We start from the raw sequence: 18,042 nt of genomic DNA on the forward strand, positions 1-18,042 counted from the left end.
ACCGAACGTGCATGTGAGTGAGGTCCTGCCGTGCCCCTGCCCTTCCTGACGGCCGACGGCGCATTCGACGCGCACGACACCGGGGAGACGCTCCCCTACGAAGACCCCGACCGCTGGCGCCGCCCGTACCGTCCGGGGCCCTGGCGGGTGGCCATCGCCGCCGTGCTGCTCCTGCTCGGCTCGTTCATGCTGTTCGCCACCGTGATCATCGTGGCCGCCGGCACCTGGACCGGCGCCCTGGGCGGTCTGCTCGCCTCGCTGGCCGTGGTCGGCTCCGCCCTGCGGCTGCTGCGCACGGGCGTCTGGGTGAGCCCCAAGGGGCTGCGCGTGGCGGGGTTCTTCACGACCCGCTCGATCCCCTGGAACCAGGTCGGCGAGGTCCGCACGGTGCAGCAGCCCGTGCGCTGGCTCGGACTGCCGAGGACCGTGCAGGGTCAGGCCCTGACGGTGGCCGCGCGCGGCGGAGCCGAGCTGCCGGTCCTGCTGACCGACCACAACGCCGATTTCCTGTCGCGGACCGAGGCCTTCGACCGGGCCGCCGGCTCGGTCGAGGCCTGGGCCGACGAGTACCGGGCCGTGCCGGCCTGAGGGAACCCGCCCCAGCGCCCCCGGAAGGGCGTCACACCCGCACGGGAAGCCCGTACAGGCTCAGGCTTGTACGGGCTTTCCGTCGTGCAGGGAGATGGCCCGCTGCATGGCCTTGCGGGCCCGGGGGGTGTCACGGGCGTCGTGGTAGGCGATGGCGAGGCGGAACCAGCTGCGCCAGTCCCCCGGCGCGTCCTCCGTCTCGGCCCTGCGGCGCGCGAAGACCTCGTCGGCCGAGTCCCGCAGGATCCGGCCGTACTTGTCCCGCTCCAGCTCGTCCACGGGCAGTCCGCCCTCGGCCTCCAGCTCGGCTCCGAGCTGGTTGGCCCTGGTGACGAACTGGGTGTTCTTCCAGAGGAACCAGACACCGATGACCGGCAGGATCAGCACGGCCACCCCGAAGGTGACGGTGAGCCAGGTCCCGTGCCGGATCAGCATCAGGCCCCTGCTGCCGACGAGGACGAAGTACACGACCAGGACCGCGGCCGTGATGAAGTAGAGGATCTTCGCGCGCATGGGTGCAGCCGCCTGCTCGTCAGCCGAGTTCGAGGAAGTTTTCCAGGCCGAACGTGAGGCCCGGAGTCTGCGTCACGCGGCGCGCGCCGAGCAGGATGCCCGGCATGAAGCTGCTGTGGTGCAGGGAGTCGTGACGGATGGTCAGGGTCTCGCCCTCACCGCCGAGGAGCACCTCCTGGTGGGCCAGCAGGCCGCGGAGGCGGATCGCGTGCACCGGGACCCCGTCGACGTCCGCGCCGCGCGCGCCGTCGAGGGCGGTGGCGGTGGCGTCGGGCTGCGCGCCGAGGCCGGCCTCGGCGCGGGCGGCCGCGATGAGCTGCGCCGTACGGGTCGCCGTGCCGGAGGGGGCGTCGACCTTGTTCGGGTGGTGCAGCTCGACGACCTCGACGGACTCGAAGTACCGGGCGGCCTGAGCGGCGAACTTCATCGTGAGGACGGCGCCGATCGAGAAGTTCGGCGCGATGAGGACACCGGTCGCCGGGGAAGCGGCGAGCCAGGTGTTCAGCCGGGCGAGGCGGTCCTCGGTCCAGCCGGTGGTGCCGACCACTCCGTGGATGCCGTGGCGGACGAGGAACTCCAGGTTCTCCATCACCGAGGCGGGGGTCGTCAGCTCGACCGCGACCTGGGCGCCGGCCTCGGCCAGCGTCTCCAGCTTGTCTCCGCGGCCGAGGGCGGCCACCAGTTCCATGTCCTCGGCGGCCTCGACGGCCTTGACCGCCTCGGAGCCGATGCGGCCCTGGGCGCCGAGAACTGCCACGCGCAGCTTGCTCATGTCATTCCTTAAAGTGCGTACGGACCCGGGCCCTGTCCCGGGGCCCGGGCAACGTGCTCCCGGGTTTCGCCCGGCTAGGCGACGGCCTCGTCCAGACGGGCCGCCTGCTTCTCCTTCAGCGGGCCGATCACCGCGAGCGAGGGCCGCTGGGCCAGGACGTCCTGCGCGACCGAGCGCACTTCGTCCGGGGTGACGGCCGCGATCCGGGCCAGCAGGTCGTCGACCGACATCTGGTCGCCCCAGCACAGCTCGCTCTTGCCGATGCGGTTCATGATCGCGCCGGTGTCCTCCAGGCCCAGGACGGTGGATCCGGACAGCTGGCCGACGGCCCGCCGGATCTCCTCGTCGGTGAGCCCGTCGGCGGCGACCTTGTCCAGCTCGTCCCGGCAGATCCGCAGTACGTCGTGGACCTGGTTGGGGCGGCAGCCGGCGTAGACGCCGAAGAGGCCGGTGTCGGCGAAGCCCGAGGTGTACGAGTACACGCTGTAGGCGAGGCCGCGCTTCTCCCGGACCTCCTGGAAGAGGCGGGAGGACATGCCGCCGCCGAGCGCGGTGTTCAGTACGCCGAGCGCCCAGCGCCGCTCGTCGGTGCGGGCCAGGGCCGGCATGCCGAGGACCACGTGGGCCTGCTCGGTCTTGCGGTTGACCAGCTCGACGCGGCCGGAGGTGCGGATCCGCTTGGTGCCGGAGCGCGGGCCGACCGGTTCGGCGTCGGTGCGGGTGAGTGCGCCGGCCTTCTCGAAGGCCGCGCGGACCTGGCGTACGACCTTGTTGTGGTCGACGTTGCCCGCGGCCGCCACGACCAGGTGGGTGGGGTCGTAGTGCTTCTTGTAGAAGCGGCGGATCCGGTCGGCGGTGAGCGCGTTGATCGTGTCGACGGTGCCGAGGACGGGGCGCCCGAGCGGGGTGTCCCCGTACATGGTCTGGGCGAACAGGTCGTGGACCATGTCGCCCGGGTCGTCCTCGGTCATCGCGATCTCTTCGAGGATGACTCCGCGCTCGGCGTCGACATCGGATTCGAGGATCAGCGAGCCGGTGAGCATGTCGCACACGACGTCGATGGCCAGCGGCAGGTCGGTGTCGAGCACCCGCGCGTAGTAGCAGGTGTACTCCTTCGCCGTGAAGGCGTTCATCTCGCCGCCGACCGCGTCGATCGCGGAGGAGATGTCGAGGGCACTGCGCTTCTCGGTGCCCTTGAAGAGGAGGTGCTCCAGGTAGTGCGTGGCGCCGTTGAGCGAAGGCGTCTCGTCCCGGGATCCGACGTTGGCCCAGATCCCGAAGGTGGCGGAGCGGACGGACGGCAGCGTTTCGGTGACGACGCGCAGTCCGCCGGGGAGGACCGTGCGCCGGACGGTGCCGATGCCGTTCGCGCCCTTGAGCAGTGTTTGGGTACGGGCGACGGCCCGCCCCTCCGAAGAGGGGCGGGCCGTCACACGGGAACTACGCGACGTCACTTGTCGGAGTCGTCCTTGTCAGCGTCGTCGCCGGCGGCCTCGCCGTCGATCACGGGGACCAGGGAGAGCTTGCCGCGGGAGTCGATCTCGGCGATCTCGACCTGGACCTTGGTGCCGACCGCGAGCACGTCCTCGACGTTCTCCACGCGCTTGCCACCGGCGAGCTTGCGGATCTGCGAGATGTGCAGCAGGCCGTCCTTGCCGGGCATGAGGGAGACGAAGGCACCGAAGGTGGTGGTCTTGACGACCGTACCCAGGTACCGCTCGCCGACCTCCGGCATGGTCGGGTTGGCGATCTGGTTGATCGTGGCGCGGGCGGCCTCGGCGGCCGGACCGTCGGCGGCACCGATGTAGATGGTGCCGTCGTCCTCGATCGTGATCTCGGCGCCGGTGTCCTCCTGGATCTGGTTGATCATCTTGCCCTTGGGGCCGATGACCTCACCGATCTTGTCCACCGGGATCTTGACGGTGATGATCCGGGGGGCGAACGGGGACATGGCGTCCGGCGTGTCGATCGCTTCCATCATCACGTCGAGGATGTGGAGGCGGGCGTCGCGGGCCTGCTTGAGGGCGGCGGCCAGAACCGAGGCCGGGATGCCGTCGAGCTTGGTGTCCAGCTGGAGCGCGGTGACGAACTCCTTGGTGCCGGCGACCTTGAAGTCCATGTCGCCGAAGGCGTCCTCCGCACCGAGGATGTCGGTGAGGGCGACGTAGTGGGTCTTGCCGTCGATCTCCTGCGAGATCAGGCCCATGGCGATACCGGCGACGGGGGCCTTGAGGGGCACACCGGCGTTCAGCAGCGACATGGTGGAGGCGCAGACCGAGCCCATGGACGTCGAGCCGTTGGAGCCGAGAGCCTCGGACACCTGGCGGATCGCGTAGGGGAACTCCTCGCGCGTCGGGAGGACCGGCACGATCGCGCGCTCGGCGAGCGCGCCGTGGCCGATCTCGCGGCGCTTCGGCGAACCGACGCGGCCGGTCTCGCCGACCGAGTACGGCGGGAAGTTGTAGTTGTGCATGTAGCGCTTGCGGGTCACCGGGGAGAGGGTGTCCAGCTGCTGCTCCATGCGGAGCATGTTCAGGGTGGTGACGCCCAGGATCTGGGTCTCGCCACGCTCGAACAGCGCCGAGCCGTGCACGCGCGGGATGGCCTCGACCTCGGCGGCGAGGGTACGGATGTCCGTGATCCCGCGGCCGTCGATGCGGACCTTGTCCTTGATGACGCGCTCGCGGACCAGGGCCTTGGTGAGGCTGCGGTACGCGGCGGAGATCTCCTTCTCGCGGCCTTCGAAGGCCGGGAGGAGCTTCGCGGCGGCGATCTCCTTGACGCGGTCCAGCTCGGCCTCGCGGTCCTGCTTGCCCGCGATGGTCAGCGCCTGGGAGAGCTCGCCCTTGACCGCGGCCGAGAGGGCCTCGTAGACGTCGTCCTGGTAGTCCAGGAAGACCGGGAACTCGCCCTCGGGCTTGGCGGCCTTGGCGGCCAGGTCGGCCTGGGCCTTGCAGAGGACCTTGATGAAGGGCTTCGAGGCGTCGAGGCCGGCGGCCACGACCTCCTCGGTCGGCGCCTCGGCGCCGCCCTTGATCAGGGCGATGGTCTTCTCGGTGGCCTCGGCCTCGACCATCATGATCGCGACGTCGCCGTCCTCGAGCACGCGGCCCGCGACGACCATGTCGAAGACGGCGTCCTCGAGCTCGGTGTGCGTCGGGAAGGCAACCCACTGGCCGCGGATCAGCGCGACGCGGACGCCGCCGATCGGGCCGGAGAAGGGCAGGCCGGCCAGCTGGGTGGACGCGGAGGCGGCGTTGATCGCCACGACGTCGTACAGGTGGTCGGGGTTGAGCGCCATGATCGTCGCGACGACCTGGATCTCGTTGCGCAGGCCCTTCTTGAAGGACGGGCGCAGCGGGCGGTCGATCAGGCGACAGGTGAGGATCGCGTCCTCGGAGGGGCGGCCCTCGCGGCGGAAGAAGGATCCGGGGATCTTGCCGGCCGCGTACTGGCGCTCCTCGACGTCCACCGTGAGGGGGAAGAAGTCGAGCTGGTCCTTGGGCTTCTTCGACGCGGTGGTGGCGGAAAGCACCATCGTGTCGTCGTCCAGGTAGGCAACGGCGGAGCCGGCGGCCTGGCGGGCCAGACGGCCCGTCTCGAAGCGGATGGTGCGGGTGCCGAAGGAACCGTTGTCAATGACGGCCTCGGCGTAGTGGGTCTCGTTCTCCACTAGCGTTTTCTCCATTTTCGTCGTCTCCGTCCGCCACCCGTGTGGTGGTGGACGGTTGCGGAGAAGCGCTCCTGGCGTGCGGGCCGGTCTTCGATCGAAGCAGCCGGGCGAAGCCGCGTACGGGCTTTCCGGATGCCACTACCGAGGACCGGCGGCGTGGGAGGGCGCTCCTCCTCTTCAGTTGTGCGCGTCTTGCGACGCGGACGCTTCCAGACTACAAAGCGTCCGGTACCTCGCGCACGTACAGCAAAGGGAGCGGCCCACTCAATGTGGGAACCGCTCCCTTCACAGCGTCTTTACTTGGCGCCGGCCGCACCGCGGCGGATGCCGAGGCGCTCGACCAGCGTACGGAAGCGCTGGATGTCCTTCTTGGCCAGGTACTGCAGCAGGCGGCGACGCTGGCCGACCAGGATCAGCAGACCACGACGGGAGTGGTGGTCGTGCTTGTGGGACTTCAGGTGCTCGGTCAGGTCCGAGATGCGGCGGGACAGCATCGCGACCTGGACCTCGGGGGAGCCGGTGTCGCCCTCCTTGGCACCAAACTCTGCGATGAGCTGCTTCTTGACTGCGGCGTCGAGCGGCACGCGTACTCCTTGTAATAGGTCTACATAGCCACCGAGTGCCCCAGGTCGAATTCTCTGGGGATCTTCCGTAACTCGGGAGGCGGGATCCGCTGAGCGCAGCCCCCGGAGGAATCCGGAGGCGCGTACACAAACGGCCGTCACACAGCGTACCAGGCTGCCGCTGCCCCTCGTCTCAGCTGGTGAGAGCGCGGGCCCGGGCGTAGACGTCGAGCACGGCCAGGGCCAGCGGGACCAGGCTGAGCAGGACCGCCGCCTCGGTGAGGTCGAGCAGCCGCCCCCAGAAGGGTGACAGACCCTTGCGGGGAATGACCAATGCAATTCCGGCGAAGAGGGCCGCGCCGGCGGCGACGGCGGCGGAGAGCCAGAGCGTACGGATCTCCAGGCCGCTGTGGTCCCCGTACAGCGCGAGCTCCTTGAGCAGGGCAAGCGGCGGGTGCATGGCGAGGCCCAGGACGAGCAGGCCCAGGGCGGCGAAGCCGGCCACCAGGGTGCAGGCGACCTGGGAGGTGTAGCGGAAGAGGCGGGCGCGCAGCAGCATGGCGAGCCCGGTCGCCAGGGCCAGGAGCCGGGCCCAGGTGTTGTCCGAGAAGCCGAGGACGGCGGCCGAGCCGACGGCGACGGCGGCGCAGCCGCCGACGAGGCCGAGGAGCATCTCGTGGCCGCGGCGGGCCTGGGCGGCGATGGCCTCGGCGTCGAGGGGGGCTCCGGAGTCGTGCCCGTCGGTGGCGGAGCGCTCACCGTACGGCTCGCTCTCGTAGCGGTCCGGGGTCTCGTACTCGGCGGTGGCGCTCTGCGGGGCGGCGTAGCCGATGGGCAGGCGGGCGAACCGGGCGGAGAGGCCGGGGAGGAAGGCGACGAGGCCGATGGCGGCGGGGGCGCAGACGGCCGCGGCGGAGGTCGCGCCGGCGTCGGCGGCGATGGCGGCGAACGTGGCCAGGGTCCCGGTGGCGGCGAGGAAGGTGGTCGCCACGAAGGGGGCGTCGCCGTCGGGGGTGAGGGCGACGAGGGCGACGGAGGCGACGAGCACGCAGACGCAGCCGAGCAGGAACTGGAGCCGGCCGGGGCCCTGGCCCGCGGCGGGGGCGATGATGCCGGCGCCGGCGAGCAGCAGGTGCGGTACGGCGGCGAGGCCGAGGGCGACGGCGGAGCCGCGGTCGCGGTAGACCCGGGCGCGGACGCCCGCGGCGGCGGTGAGGAGCACGCCGACGGAGCCGGCGATGATGCCGGGCAGTCCGTGCATGTCGTGCAGGACGGGGTCGGCGTACCAGAGGACGAAGCCGAGGAGGACGAAGAGGACGGCCGCGCCGGTCAGGCCCGCGCCGCGCAGCATGTCGTCGCTCCAGCGCTGGCGGTCGCGCACCACGGCGGCGGCGACGGCGTCGGAGACGTCGTCGAAGACGGCGGGCGGCAGGGATTCCGCGAAGGGGCGCAGGCTCAGCACTTCGCCGTCCAGGACCTGCTGGGCCGCGAGGGTGCGGGCGCCGTCGAGGACGGTGCCGGAGCGCAGGACCAGGTGGAAGCCGGTGGGTGCGCCGACGGGCTGGGTCTGGCCGGTGAGGCGCAGCAGCTCGGGGTAGATGTCGGCGACGGCGATGTCCTCGGGGAGGGCGACGTCTATGCGGCTGTCGGGAGCCACGACGGTGACCCTGCGGAAGCCGGTCGCCTCGGCGGTGTTCACCTGATGCCCCCCGGTGGGTGTGTGCGTTGGTGTGCGTGGGTGCGTGCGGGTGCGCCGGCGACGGTGGTCCGCCCGCCGGTGCGCAGCCGATTCGCGGATGCGCATGCCGCGCGCGCCACCCTACCGGGAGGCCCGATGACTGTCGGCAAGTAGGATCACCTCTCTGCGAAGGAGACCCCCTTCGCGCCCGGGACTTGAGGGCGCCGGTTGCGACGTCCCGTCTGTTTTCGAGGGATTGATGCTCCGGTGAGCCAGATCGTCGTCAAACGTCCGCCCCGGTCGCTGCCGCCCGAAGTGCCTTCGGACGAACTGAGGCTCGAGGCACCGCCGGAACTTCCGCGGGGGCAGCAGGAGGGCGTGCTGATGCAGCTCCTCCCGATGCTCGGGATGGGCTCGTCCGCCGTGTTCTTCTTCATGCCGGGTGCCGCGCCGTTCATGCGCATCATGGGCGTGCTGATGATGGTGTCGACGGTGGGCATGCTGGTGGCCCAGCTGGTGCGGCACCGGCGCGGTACACAGGGGCAAATGGCGGATGTCCGGCGGGACTACCTCAAGTACCTGGCTCAAACCCGCCGTCAGGTACGCAGGACCGCGCGGGCCCAGCGTGACGCGCAGCTCTATCTGCACCCGGCCCCGGAGCAGTTGTGGTCGGTGGTGGCCGAGGGCTCGCGGCTGTGGGAGCGGCGGGTCGGCGACGCGGACTTCGGGCAGGCCCGGCTGGGGCTGGGCGCGCAGCGCCTGGCGACCCCGCTGGTGGCGCCGGACACGGCGCCGGTGGACGAGCTGGAGCCGCTGACGGCGGGCGCCATGCAGCGTTTCCTGAGGGTGCACTCCTCGCTGGACGGGCTGCCGATGGCGGTGTCGCTGCGGGCGTTCTACCACGTGACGGTCTCCGGGGAGCCCGAGTCGGCGCGGGGCACCGCGCGGGCGCTGGTGGCCCAACTGGCCACGCTGCACTCCCCCGAGGACCTGATGGTGGCCGTGGTGGCGGCGCCCGGCTCGGTGGCGGAGTGGGACTGGGTGAAGTGGCTGCCGCACACCCAGCTTCCGGGTCAGATCGACGGGGCCGGCACGAAGCGGCTGTTCGGCGACGACCTCGGTGAGCTGGAGGGGCTGCTCGGTTCCCGGCTGGAGGGGCGGCCCCGGTTCAGCCGGGAGGGCTCCCCGGTGCTGGACCAGCCGCACGTGGTCCTCGTACTGGACTCGGGTTCCCGCGGGGGTCTGGTGCCGCCGGACTCGGTGTTCGCGGCGGCCGAGGGTCTGCAGGGCGTCACCGTCGTCGAGGTGGTGGCGGGCGAGCTGGACGAGGCGCGCGGCGGGCTGTCGGTCGTGGTGCGGCCGGGCCGGCTGCGGCTGGAGTCGGGTGCGGGCTTCGCCTACGAGGGTCTGCCGGACACCCTGTCGCTGCCGGCGGCCGAGGCGCTGGCCCGGCAGCTGGCGCCGCTGCGGACGGGCGGCGGGGACGAGGACGAGCCGCTGCTGGCCAATCTGGACTTCACCGACCTGCTGAACCTGGGCGACGCGGCCGCCGTGGACGTGGCCCGGACCTGGCGGCCGCGCTCCGCCGGTGAGCGGCTGCGGGTGCCGATCGGGGTCGGCGAGGACGGCTCCCCGGTGATGCTGGACCTGAAGGAGGCCGCGCAGGAGGGCATGGGTCCGCACGGGCTGTGCGTGGGCGCGACCGGTTCGGGCAAGTCGGAGCTGCTGCGCACGCTGGTGCTGGGGCTGGCCGTCACGCACACCTCGGAGACGCTGAACTTCGTGCTCGCCGACTTCAAGGGCGGTGCGACCTTCACCGGGATGGGGCAGATGCCGCACGTCGCGGCGGTCATCACCAACCTGGCGGACGACCTCACGCTCGTGGACCGCATGGGCGACTCGATCCGGGGCGAACTGCAGCGCCGCCAGGAGCTGCTGCGCTCGGCGGGCAATTACGCGAACATCCACGACTACGAGAAGGCGCGCGCCGCGGGTGCTCCGCTGGAGCCGCTGGCCTCGCTGGTGCTGGTCATCGACGAGTTCTCCGAGCTGCTGACCGCGAAGCCGGACTTCATCGACATGTTCATCCAGATCGGCCGCATCGGCCGGTCGCTGGGCGTGCACCTGCTGCTGGCCTCGCAGCGGCTGGAGGAGGGCAAGCTGCGCGGGCTGGACACGTACCTGTCGTACCGGATCGGTCTGCGGACCTTCTCGGCGGCGGAGTCGCGGACCGCGATCGGCGTGCCGGACGCCTACCACCTGCCGTCGGTGCCCGGTTCGGGCTACCTGAAGTTCGGTACGGACGAGATGACGCGCTTCAAGGCCGCGTACGTCTCGGGCACCTACCGCTCGGGCGGGCCGGACCTCTCGGTCGGGCTGTTCCCGGTGGAGCGGCGGCCCGTGCTGTTCACGGCGGCGCCGGTGCCCGTGGTGTACGCGGCTCCGGACCCGGCGTACCTGTCGGCGCGGGCGGCGGAGGCCGAGCGGGCCGCGCAGGGCGACGACGCGCTGGCGGACACGGTGCTGGACGTGATCGTGGGACGGCTGGAGGGGCAGGGGGTGCCGGCGCACCAGGTGTGGCTGCCGCCGCTGGACCAGGCTCCGCCGCTGGACCAGTTGCTGCCGGCGCTGGCGCCCTCGGCGGAGCGCGGGCTGCACGCGGAGGGGTACACGCGGCCGGGCGGGCTGGTCGTACCGCTCGGGCTCATCGACAAGCCGTTCGAGCAGCGGCGCGAGGTGCTGTACCGGGACTTCTCGGGTGCGGCGGGCCACATGATGGTGGTCGGCGGTCCGCAGTCGGGCAAGTCCACGCTGATGCGGACGCTGATCTCCTCGTTCGCGCTGACGCACACCCCGCGCGAGGTGCAGTTCTACGGGCTGGACTTCGGCGGCGGCGGTCTGTCCTCGCTGGCCGAACTGCCGCACGTGGGCGGGATCGCGTCCCGGCTGGACCCGGAGCGGGTGCGGCGCACGGTCGCGGAGGTGGCCGGGGTGCTGCGCCGGCGCGAGGAGTTCTTCCGCGCGAACGGCATCGACTCGATCGGCACCTACCGGCGCCGGCGGGCCGCGGGCGAGCTGCCCGGGGAGGCCTGGGGCGACGTGTTCCTGGTCATCGACGGCTGGGGCGGCTTCCGGGGCGAGTACGAGGCCCTGGAGCAGGTCGTCACGGACATCGCGTCCCGCGGGCTGGGATACGGCATCCACGTGGTGATCACGGTCGCCCGGTACATGGAGGTCCGGGCCGCGCTGAAGGACCAGATCCTCAGCCGGCTGGAGCTGCGCCTCGGCGATGTCATGGACTCCGAGTTCGACCGCAAGGTCGCGGCGAACGTCCCGACGGGGATGCCGGGCCGCGGCCAGGTCGCGGAGAAGCTGCACTTCCTGGGCGCGCTGCCGCGGGTCGACGGCTCGCACGCGGCGGAGGACCTGTCGGAGGCCACGGCCGCCTTCGTGGACGCGGTGAAGCAGAACTGGGCGGGCCAGGCCGCCCCCGGCGTACGGCTGCTGCCGCGGCTGCTCCACGCGGACCAGCTCCCCAAGGGCGGGGAGTACCCGGAGCGCGGGATCGCGATCGGCATCGACGAGACCGAGCTGGAGCCGGTGTTCGTCGACTTCGAGACCGACCCCTTCCTCCTCGTGTTCGGCGAGAGCGAGTCGGGCAAGACGAACCTGCTGCGGCTCATCGCGCAGCGGATCGCGGAGCGCTACGGCCCGGACCGGGCACGGCTGGTGGTCGGCGACTACCGGCGTGGCCTGCTCGGAGCGCTGCCGGAGGAACACTTGCTGGAGTACGCGCCGATGGCGAGCTCGCTGCAGATGCACATGGAGGCGCTGGCCGGGGTGTTCGCCCGCCGCCAGCCCCCGCAGGACGTCACTCCGCAGCAGTTGCGCGACCGCAGCTGGTGGACGGGCCCGGACGTGTTCATCATCATCGACGACTTCGACCTGGTGGCCACGAGCCAGGGCAATCCGCTGGCGCAGCTGGTGGAGTTCCTGCCGTTCGCGCGGGACACGGGGGTCCGCTTCATCATCGCGCGCAGCTCGGCGGGTGCCTCGCGGGCGCTGTACGAGCCGTTCATGCAGCGGATCAAGGAGCTGGGCGCGCAGGGCGTGGTGCTGTCCGGCGATCCGTCCGAGGGGGATCTGGTCGGCAACGTGCGGCCGCGTCCCATGCCCGCGGGCCGGGCCTCCTTCGTCTCGCGCAAGCGCGGGACCTCACTGATCCAGATCGGACGGATGCCGGGCATGTAGGGCGGGACGCCGCCCGGTGCGCGGGGGCGGGAGCCGGTGGCCCGGGAGGGTTCCGGAAAGCTCCCCGCGCGCGGCCGGCCACCGTCGATAATCGGCAGGGATCGCACCACCGAAGGAGAGGCCGCGCATGGGCACTCAGCAGGAGAAGGACGAGCTGTACGGGCTCGACATCAGCGGCGTCGAGTGGGAGGGGCCGCCCGGTACCTCTCCCGACGAGGAGCGGGTCGAGATCGCCCGGCTGCCCGAGGGAGCGGTGGCGATGCGGTCCTCGCTGGACCGGGACACGGTGCTGCGCTACACCGCGGCCGAGTGGGAGGCGTTCGTACTCGGGGCCAGGGACGGGGAGTTCGATCTCGACCGGGATCCGCGCTAGGGGCCGTACGGCTCCCGGAGACGGAGGAAGGGGCGCGCCCGGTGCGGGCGCGCCCCTTCTCCTCGTGCTTCGCCGTTCCCGGCGGTGCTTCGCCGTTCCCGGCGGTGCTTCGCCGTTCCCGGCGCTGCTTCGCGGGACCGCGGGCCTAGTAGGCCTCGGTGAACAGGCGCGAGGCCTTCACGTCGGTGGCGCGGTAGTCGTTCTTGCCGCGCTCGATCAGGTCCGCGACCTGGCGGAGCTGGGCGCGCATGTGGTCGGCCTTGGCGTTGTACTTGCGCTGCAGCTCGACGTACTGGGCGTGCGCCTCGCCGTCCCAGGTGTCGGTGACGACCGTCAGGGCCGCGCCCATCTCGTCGAGGTCCTTCTTGATGTTGTCCGAGACGATGCGGATGCGGTCCGCCATCCCCTGGAGGCTCTCGTACTGGACCTTGGTGTGCCCGTCGTTCGCGGTCATGCTCTTCTCCTTCGCACGGGGCGGGGCAGGTGGGTGAGGAAGCGGGTCAGATCCCGCGGGTCAGATCCCGTTGAGGGCGGAGGTGTTGCCGCCGCCGCTGGAGGCCTTGACCGCCTGGAACGCCGAGACCACGTCGTCGTCCTGCGCGTTGCTCAGGTTCTTGGTCTGCCCGACCGCGTTGTGCAGGACGCCGAGCAGCCGGCGGATCTCGTCGTGGTCCTCGTTGACGACGGTCTGCGCGGAGGTGAACCCCGACGCACCCACACCGGTCCAGCCCGCACCGACGGTGGCGAGGATGTCCGCCAGCTCCCGGGACTGCCGGGTGACGCTGTCGGCGGTCTCCGAAATCTTGTTCAGTGCCTGCTTTACCGGGTCATCAGCGAGTCCGAAATTGTTGGTCATCCGAAGCTCCTCATCTCTCAATTCGCCAGACAGAACCGGCGGATCGCGCGGCGGAGCGGTGCTTCGAGGGGGCGGTTTCAAGCCACGCGCCCCCGGTTCCCCTCCGCTTCACACACCATCCCCGATCACAGTCGTGAAGCCTCCGATCACTGTAGTCAGTTGATCGGCCTTACCCAACACAGCCCTTTGGGATCTGTTGATGAACCGTGACACCGTTCACAGCAAACGGCGCCGTCGGTTCCGGGCATCCCGGACCACCGTGGCGGTACCGGCGATCACGGCGATGAGCACGCCGCCGATGCCCAGGGCGTACGTGCCGAGCCGCTCGTCGCGTTCGCGCGCCGTCTCGGTCGTCTGCATCGCGGCCGGTTCCGGGGCCGCCGCGCGGGGCGGCCCGGCGTCCGGTACGGGGGCCTTGGGAGGCTCCGCTCCCACGGCCGACTGGGTGAGCGCGCGGACCGGGTCGACCACGCCCCAGCCCACGTAGTCGTCGTGGCCGTTGACGGAGCGCTCCGCGGTGTTCTGGAGCTGCCAGACCACTTCCTGCGCCGTCCACTCCGGGTGCTTGGCGCGCAGCAGGGCGGCGACCCCGGCGACGTAGGGAGCGGAGAAGCTGGTGCCGTTGTCCACGCACTGGCCGAAGCCGGGGACGGTGGAGACCATGTCGACTCCGGGCGCCGCGATCCCGACGAAGGAGCCGGGCTGGGAGAAGGCGGCGCGCTCGTTGTTGCGGTCCGAGGAGCCCACGGCCAGGACGCCGGGGAAGGCCGCCGGGTAGGTGGGGCGCTTCTTCCCGGCCAGGCCGTCGTTGCCCGCCGAGGCGATGACGACCACGTTGGCCTCCACGGCCTTCTTGACGGCCTGGCCGAGCTTGGAGTCCTGGGTCATCGGCACCTCGGTGTCCTGCGAGATGTTGATGACCTGCGCACCCTTGGCCACCGCGTGCGTGATGGCCTCGCTCAGGGTCTCGGCGTTGCCGTTGCCCTGCCCGTCGTTCTGCCGGATCGGGATGATCGTGGCCTCGGGGGCCAGCCCGACGAAGCCGGTACCGGGCTTCGGGCGGGCCGCGATCAGCCCGGCGACCTTGGTGCCGTGCCCGACGGTGTCCGCGGTGCCGTCGCCCTTGGCGTCGAGGAAGTCCCGGCCGGCCCCGATGTCGAGGGCGTCGCTGAGCTGCGGGTTGACCCGGTCGACGCCGGTGTCGATGACGGCGACGCGGATGCTCTTCCCGTCCTTGGAGCGGCCCTTGGTCTGCTCCCAGAGCTCGTCGAGCAGCAGGCGCTGGAGCGCCCAGGGCCGGTCCTCTATCTGCTTCTTCATCGGGAAGGTGCACTCGCCGGCGCCCGCGAGGCGCAGCGGGTACGGGGTCTCGCGCGGGTTCCCGTACGAAGGCTGCGGCGCGGCCCCCAGCGTGAGGGCGGCGGCCGCAAGCAGGGCGGCGAGGGCGGGCTTCGGTGTGCTCTGCCGCACCGTGCCCGGCTTCGCTGCGCCCGGCTTGGCTGCGCTCGGCTTCGGTGTGCTCGGCTTCGGTGTGCTCGGCATCACGAACCCTGGGGCTGGCGGGCGGAGTTGCTGTCGAGGCGGGGTCCCTTGGAGAGGAACTCCGACCAGGCGATGGGCACCGTCACCGGGACCACCTTCTCGTAGCCGAGCCGGGCCTGGGCCTGGCTCGGCGCGGGGCGGCCGTCGGAGGTGGCCGGCCCGCCGCTGCCGGGGCTCGCGCTCGGTCCGGGTGAGGGCTGGGCCGCGTCGCTGTCGCCGTTGGCCTGGACGGCGTACCGCAGGCCGGTGTCGGTGACCAGGAAGAGCGCGCCGCCCGCGGTGGTCTGGCGGCCCTGCGCCTGGGTGTAGAGGAGGCCGGTGCCCGGGGTGACGTAGGCGCTCGTGCCGGTGGCGGTGATGTCGACCGGGAATCCGGTGCCGGCCCAGGTGCTCAGCGTCTGGCCGCCCTGGGCGTCGACCGAGCGCAGCACGCTGCAGACGGTGTCGCGGGCGCCGTCCGCGGCGGCTCCGGTGGCGCGGACCTCGTTGATCCGGTCGGTCTTCTTCTGCGGCCATTTCGCGTCGCCCCTGAAGGGCGTGCGGTCCGGGTTGATGGACTGGAGGTCCACCTCGTGCGGCTTGCCGTGCATGTCCAGCCGGTCGGTCACGGGCGAGGAGATCATCAGCCAGGCGACGAAGTCGGAGACGGGCACGACCTTGCCGGGCACCACCAGGTAGTGCTGCGCACCCGCGCCGGTCACGGCCTTCAGCACCATGCCGACCTTGTCGTCGGTGCTGGCCAGGCCCTTGACCCCGGCGGCCGTCCCGGCCTTGGCGCCCGGCAGTTCGGGGAAGGCCAGGTCGTCGCCGGAGCCGAGGGTGGCCAGCCACTCCTCGGTGACGGGCTGCGGGACGGCGCTGCCGCCGACCAGGGCGTTGGTCATGGTGCGCGCGTCCGCGGTGCCCTCGGGGAACTTGTACTTCATGCCCGCCGCGTCGACGAGGTAGCGGGCCCGGCCCTGGCCGGTGCTCTGGACGTACAGGGCCTGGGACTCGGAGAGCCGGCGCCCGTCGTCCATCAGGTTCGCCTCGCGGTCGGCCAGTACGAAGGCGGCCGTCTGCACGCCCTTGCCGTTGCCGCCGGGCTGCTGGCAGACGGCCCAGCGCTTGGCCTTGCCCGCCTCCGCCGGGGCGGGGAGCCGGTCGGGGGCGTACGGGATGCCGATGATGGGGCCGCGCGGGAGCTTGCCCGCGTCCAGCACCTTGTCCTCGACTTGGACGACCTTGCCCTTGTTCGGGTCGAGCAGCAGCCGGGCGGAGGCGAGGTTGAGCACCGGGTGCAGGCGGGTCTGGTCCTTGCCGTCGACCTTGGTGGTCAGGACGACGTAGCGGGTCGTCGAGTCCTTGCCGACGATGACGTGGTCGCCGGGGGTGTCCCAGCCCTTGGGGGCCGTCGGCTTGAACATCCCCCAGGCTCCGAAGGCGGCGAGGACGAGCGCCGCGGTGATCACACCGGGCAGGACGGCGCGCAAGGGTCGCGGAGCACCCTCCTCCGACCCGCTCGCGGAAGGCTGAAGGAACGCGGCCACCGTGCGTCGCTTCGCAAAGGTGTACGCGTTGAGCTCGTCACGTCGTGAGGCCATGGCCGCCTGATTCTCCCCGCACGGCCCGGTCGGTGGGTACGGTCTCCGGGCCTCTATTGTCCGACCGGCCACCTACTATGCCTCTTGACGGAGGGCGGCTGGGGGCCGGGTAGGGTGAGGCAGCCGCTCCACGCCTTCCGGGCCGGGGGAAACAGGGGTGTTGGGGCGGGTTGGGGAGATTCCGGGGGCGAGCGGCCGGCTGTCGCGCGTGCTGCCGGGGCTCAGGGGTACGAACCCCGGAAAGGTGAGGTGCGCGAGTGATGGCCACTGCCGTGAGGCCGCGGACCGGGGCGCCCGCACCCGCGCCCGCCGGAGTGACGCCGCATCCGAAGTCCGGTCCGGGCCGTTTCGGGCCGTTCCGATTGCAACAACTCGTGCTCCTCCAGGTCGCCGCGGCGGCGCTGTTGGCGGCCTGGGTGGTGGAGCCGCTGCTGCTGGCACCGGCCGGTGTGCTCGCCCTGATCCTCGTCCTGCTCGCGGTCGTACGCAGGCACCGGCGCTCGCTGCCCGAGTGGATCGGTGGCGCGCTGGCGCTGCGCGCACGCCGCCGCCGGGCCGCCGCCACGGCGGTGCCGGCCGGCACGGAGCCGGGGCTGGCCCCGCTCGTCGAGGCCGAACCGGCGTTGCGGACGCTCACGTTCAGCGAGCGGGAACGGGAGCGGGACCGTGACCGGCGGCCCGTCGGAATGGTCGGCGACGGCACCTTCCTGACCGCGGTGGTCCAGGTCGACATGGACGCGACCGCGCTGCGGCCCGACCGGGCGGCGCGGCCGCTGCCGCTGGCCCTCGTACGGGACGTCCTCGAAGTGGACGGCATCCGGCTGGAGTCGGCGCAGCTCGTGCAGCACACCCAGCCGGCGCCGGCGCCGCACCTGCCGGCCCAGTCGATGGCCGCGCGCAACTACGCCCCGCTCCAGGCCCTGACCGGGAGCCCGGCGGTGCGCCTCACGTGGGTCGCGCTCAAGCTGGATCCGGAGCTGTGCCCCGACGCGGTCACCGCGCGCGGGGGCGGGCTGCCGGGTGCGCAGCGGTGTCTGGTGCGGGTCGCGGACCAGTTGGCGAGCAGGCTCGCGGGGGCCGGGTTCCACGCGACGGTGCTCACGGAGCAGGAGCTGACGGGCGCGCTCGCCACGTCCTCCTGCGCGAACCCGATGGCGATCACCCAAGCGGGGCGGTCGGCGGCCACGGGACGGCGTACGGAGGAGACCCCGCGGACCTGGCGCTGCGACGACCGGCGGCACACCACGTACTGGATCAGCCGCTGGCCCCAGTTGGGCGGGAGCGGGGCGGGACTTCCGCAGTTCGTCGCCCTGTTGACCTCCCTGCCGGCGCTGGCGACGAACTTCAGCCTGACGATGACCCCGGCCGCGCGGCACGAGGTCGCGCTGACCGGGCACGTACGGGTCACCGGGCGCAGCGACGAGGAGTTGGTCGCCGCGCGGCGCGGACTGGAACAGACGGCTCGGGGAGTCAAGGCCGGGCTGGTGCGGCTGGACCGGGAGCAGGTGCCGGGGCTGCTGGCGTCGCTTCCGCTGGGAGGAGCACGATGAGGGGCTCCGGCTCTACGAGGCGGTCCGCGCGGTCCGCGCAGGGTTCTGCGCAGGGTTCCGCGCAGGGGTTGGGACCGGGCTCGGCGCCGGGGTCCGCTCC

At 71.9% G+C, this 18,042-nt stretch carries 14 protein-coding genes; 4 read left to right on the forward strand and 10 right to left on the reverse strand.

Annotation, left to right across the window (positions count from 1 at the left end; translation table 11 throughout):
* The first annotated feature begins 30 nt into the window (after positions 1–30).
* Entirely contained in the window at positions 31–588 is a 558-nt protein-coding gene (locus AC3IX6_RS09315) for a PH domain-containing protein (RefSeq protein WP_489369744.1), read from the forward strand.
* A gap of 60 nt (positions 589–648) precedes the next feature.
* On the opposite strand, the gene AC3IX6_RS09320 is transcribed toward AC3IX6_RS09315, so the two are convergent.
* From AC3IX6_RS09320 to eccD, 6 genes are all read right to left on the reverse strand, one after another.
* Complete coding sequence (locus AC3IX6_RS09320) at positions 649–1,101, reverse strand: tetratricopeptide repeat protein (RefSeq protein ID WP_356514819.1); 453 nt, start codon at positions 1,099–1,101, stop codon at positions 649–651.
* A gap of 19 nt (positions 1,102–1,120) precedes the next feature.
* Entirely contained in the window at positions 1,121–1,873 is a 753-nt protein-coding gene (gene dapB / locus AC3IX6_RS09325) for a 4-hydroxy-tetrahydrodipicolinate reductase (RefSeq protein WP_250749206.1), read from the reverse strand.
* Between the two features lie 74 nt (positions 1,874–1,947).
* Entirely contained in the window at positions 1,948–3,327 is a 1,380-nt protein-coding gene (locus tag AC3IX6_RS09330) for a M16 family metallopeptidase (protein ID WP_489369745.1), read from the reverse strand.
* Positions 3,324–5,546 (reverse strand): polyribonucleotide nucleotidyltransferase, encoded by a 2,223-nt coding sequence (locus tag AC3IX6_RS09335; RefSeq protein ID WP_489371385.1) that lies wholly within the window; start codon positions 5,544–5,546, stop codon positions 3,324–3,326. Before AC3IX6_RS09335 ends, AC3IX6_RS09330 begins: the two co-directional genes overlap by 4 nt.
* Before the next feature lie 296 nt (positions 5,547–5,842).
* Positions 5,843–6,130 carry a 30S ribosomal protein S15 gene (gene rpsO / locus AC3IX6_RS09340; protein ID WP_243337509.1) on the reverse strand — a complete coding sequence of 96 codons (288 nt, stop codon included), beginning with the start codon at positions 6,128–6,130 and terminating at the stop codon, positions 5,843–5,845.
* 172 nt (positions 6,131–6,302) lie between these two features.
* A complete protein-coding gene (gene eccD, locus AC3IX6_RS09345) occupies positions 6,303–7,808 on the reverse strand; it encodes a type VII secretion integral membrane protein EccD (RefSeq protein ID WP_489369746.1) in 1,506 nt (501 codons plus the stop codon).
* Between the two features lie 246 nt (positions 7,809–8,054).
* Between eccD and eccCa the strand changes: the two genes are divergently transcribed.
* Positions 8,055–12,038 carry a type VII secretion protein EccCa gene (eccCa, locus tag AC3IX6_RS09350; protein ID WP_489369747.1) on the forward strand — a complete coding sequence of 1,328 codons (3,984 nt, stop codon included), beginning with the start codon at positions 8,055–8,057 and terminating at the stop codon, positions 12,036–12,038.
* A 127-nt stretch (positions 12,039–12,165) separates the two neighbouring features.
* Positions 12,166–12,411, forward strand: coding sequence for a DUF397 domain-containing protein (locus tag AC3IX6_RS09355; RefSeq protein WP_254385841.1), 246 nt, complete (start codon positions 12,166–12,168; stop codon positions 12,409–12,411).
* 145 nt (positions 12,412–12,556) lie between these two features.
* On the opposite strand, the gene AC3IX6_RS09360 is transcribed toward AC3IX6_RS09355, so the two are convergent.
* The 4 genes from AC3IX6_RS09360 to eccB form a co-directional block, all read right to left on the reverse strand.
* Positions 12,557–12,865, reverse strand: a complete 309-nt coding sequence (locus AC3IX6_RS09360; protein ID WP_489369748.1) for a WXG100 family type VII secretion target — start codon at positions 12,863–12,865, stop codon at positions 12,557–12,559.
* Between the two features lie 60 nt (positions 12,866–12,925).
* Complete coding sequence (locus AC3IX6_RS09365; protein ID WP_389435018.1) at positions 12,926–13,267, reverse strand: WXG100 family type VII secretion target; 342 nt, start codon at positions 13,265–13,267, stop codon at positions 12,926–12,928.
* A gap of 216 nt (positions 13,268–13,483) precedes the next feature.
* Complete coding sequence (mycP, locus tag AC3IX6_RS09370) at positions 13,484–14,809, reverse strand: type VII secretion-associated serine protease mycosin (protein WP_489369749.1); 1,326 nt, start codon at positions 14,807–14,809, stop codon at positions 13,484–13,486.
* Entirely contained in the window at positions 14,809–16,392 is a 1,584-nt protein-coding gene (gene eccB, locus AC3IX6_RS09375; protein ID WP_489369750.1) for a type VII secretion protein EccB, read from the reverse strand. Before eccB ends, mycP begins: the two co-directional genes overlap by 1 nt.
* Positions 16,393–16,652: 260 nt before the next feature.
* Here eccB and eccE point away from each other — a divergent pair, with 260 nt between their 5' ends.
* A complete protein-coding gene (gene eccE / locus AC3IX6_RS09380) occupies positions 16,653–17,942 on the forward strand; it encodes a type VII secretion protein EccE (protein WP_489369751.1) in 1,290 nt (429 codons plus the stop codon).
* The last annotated feature ends 100 nt before the right edge of the window (positions 17,943–18,042 follow it).

This window comes from Streptomyces sp. GL_141, from assembly GCF_057834385.1.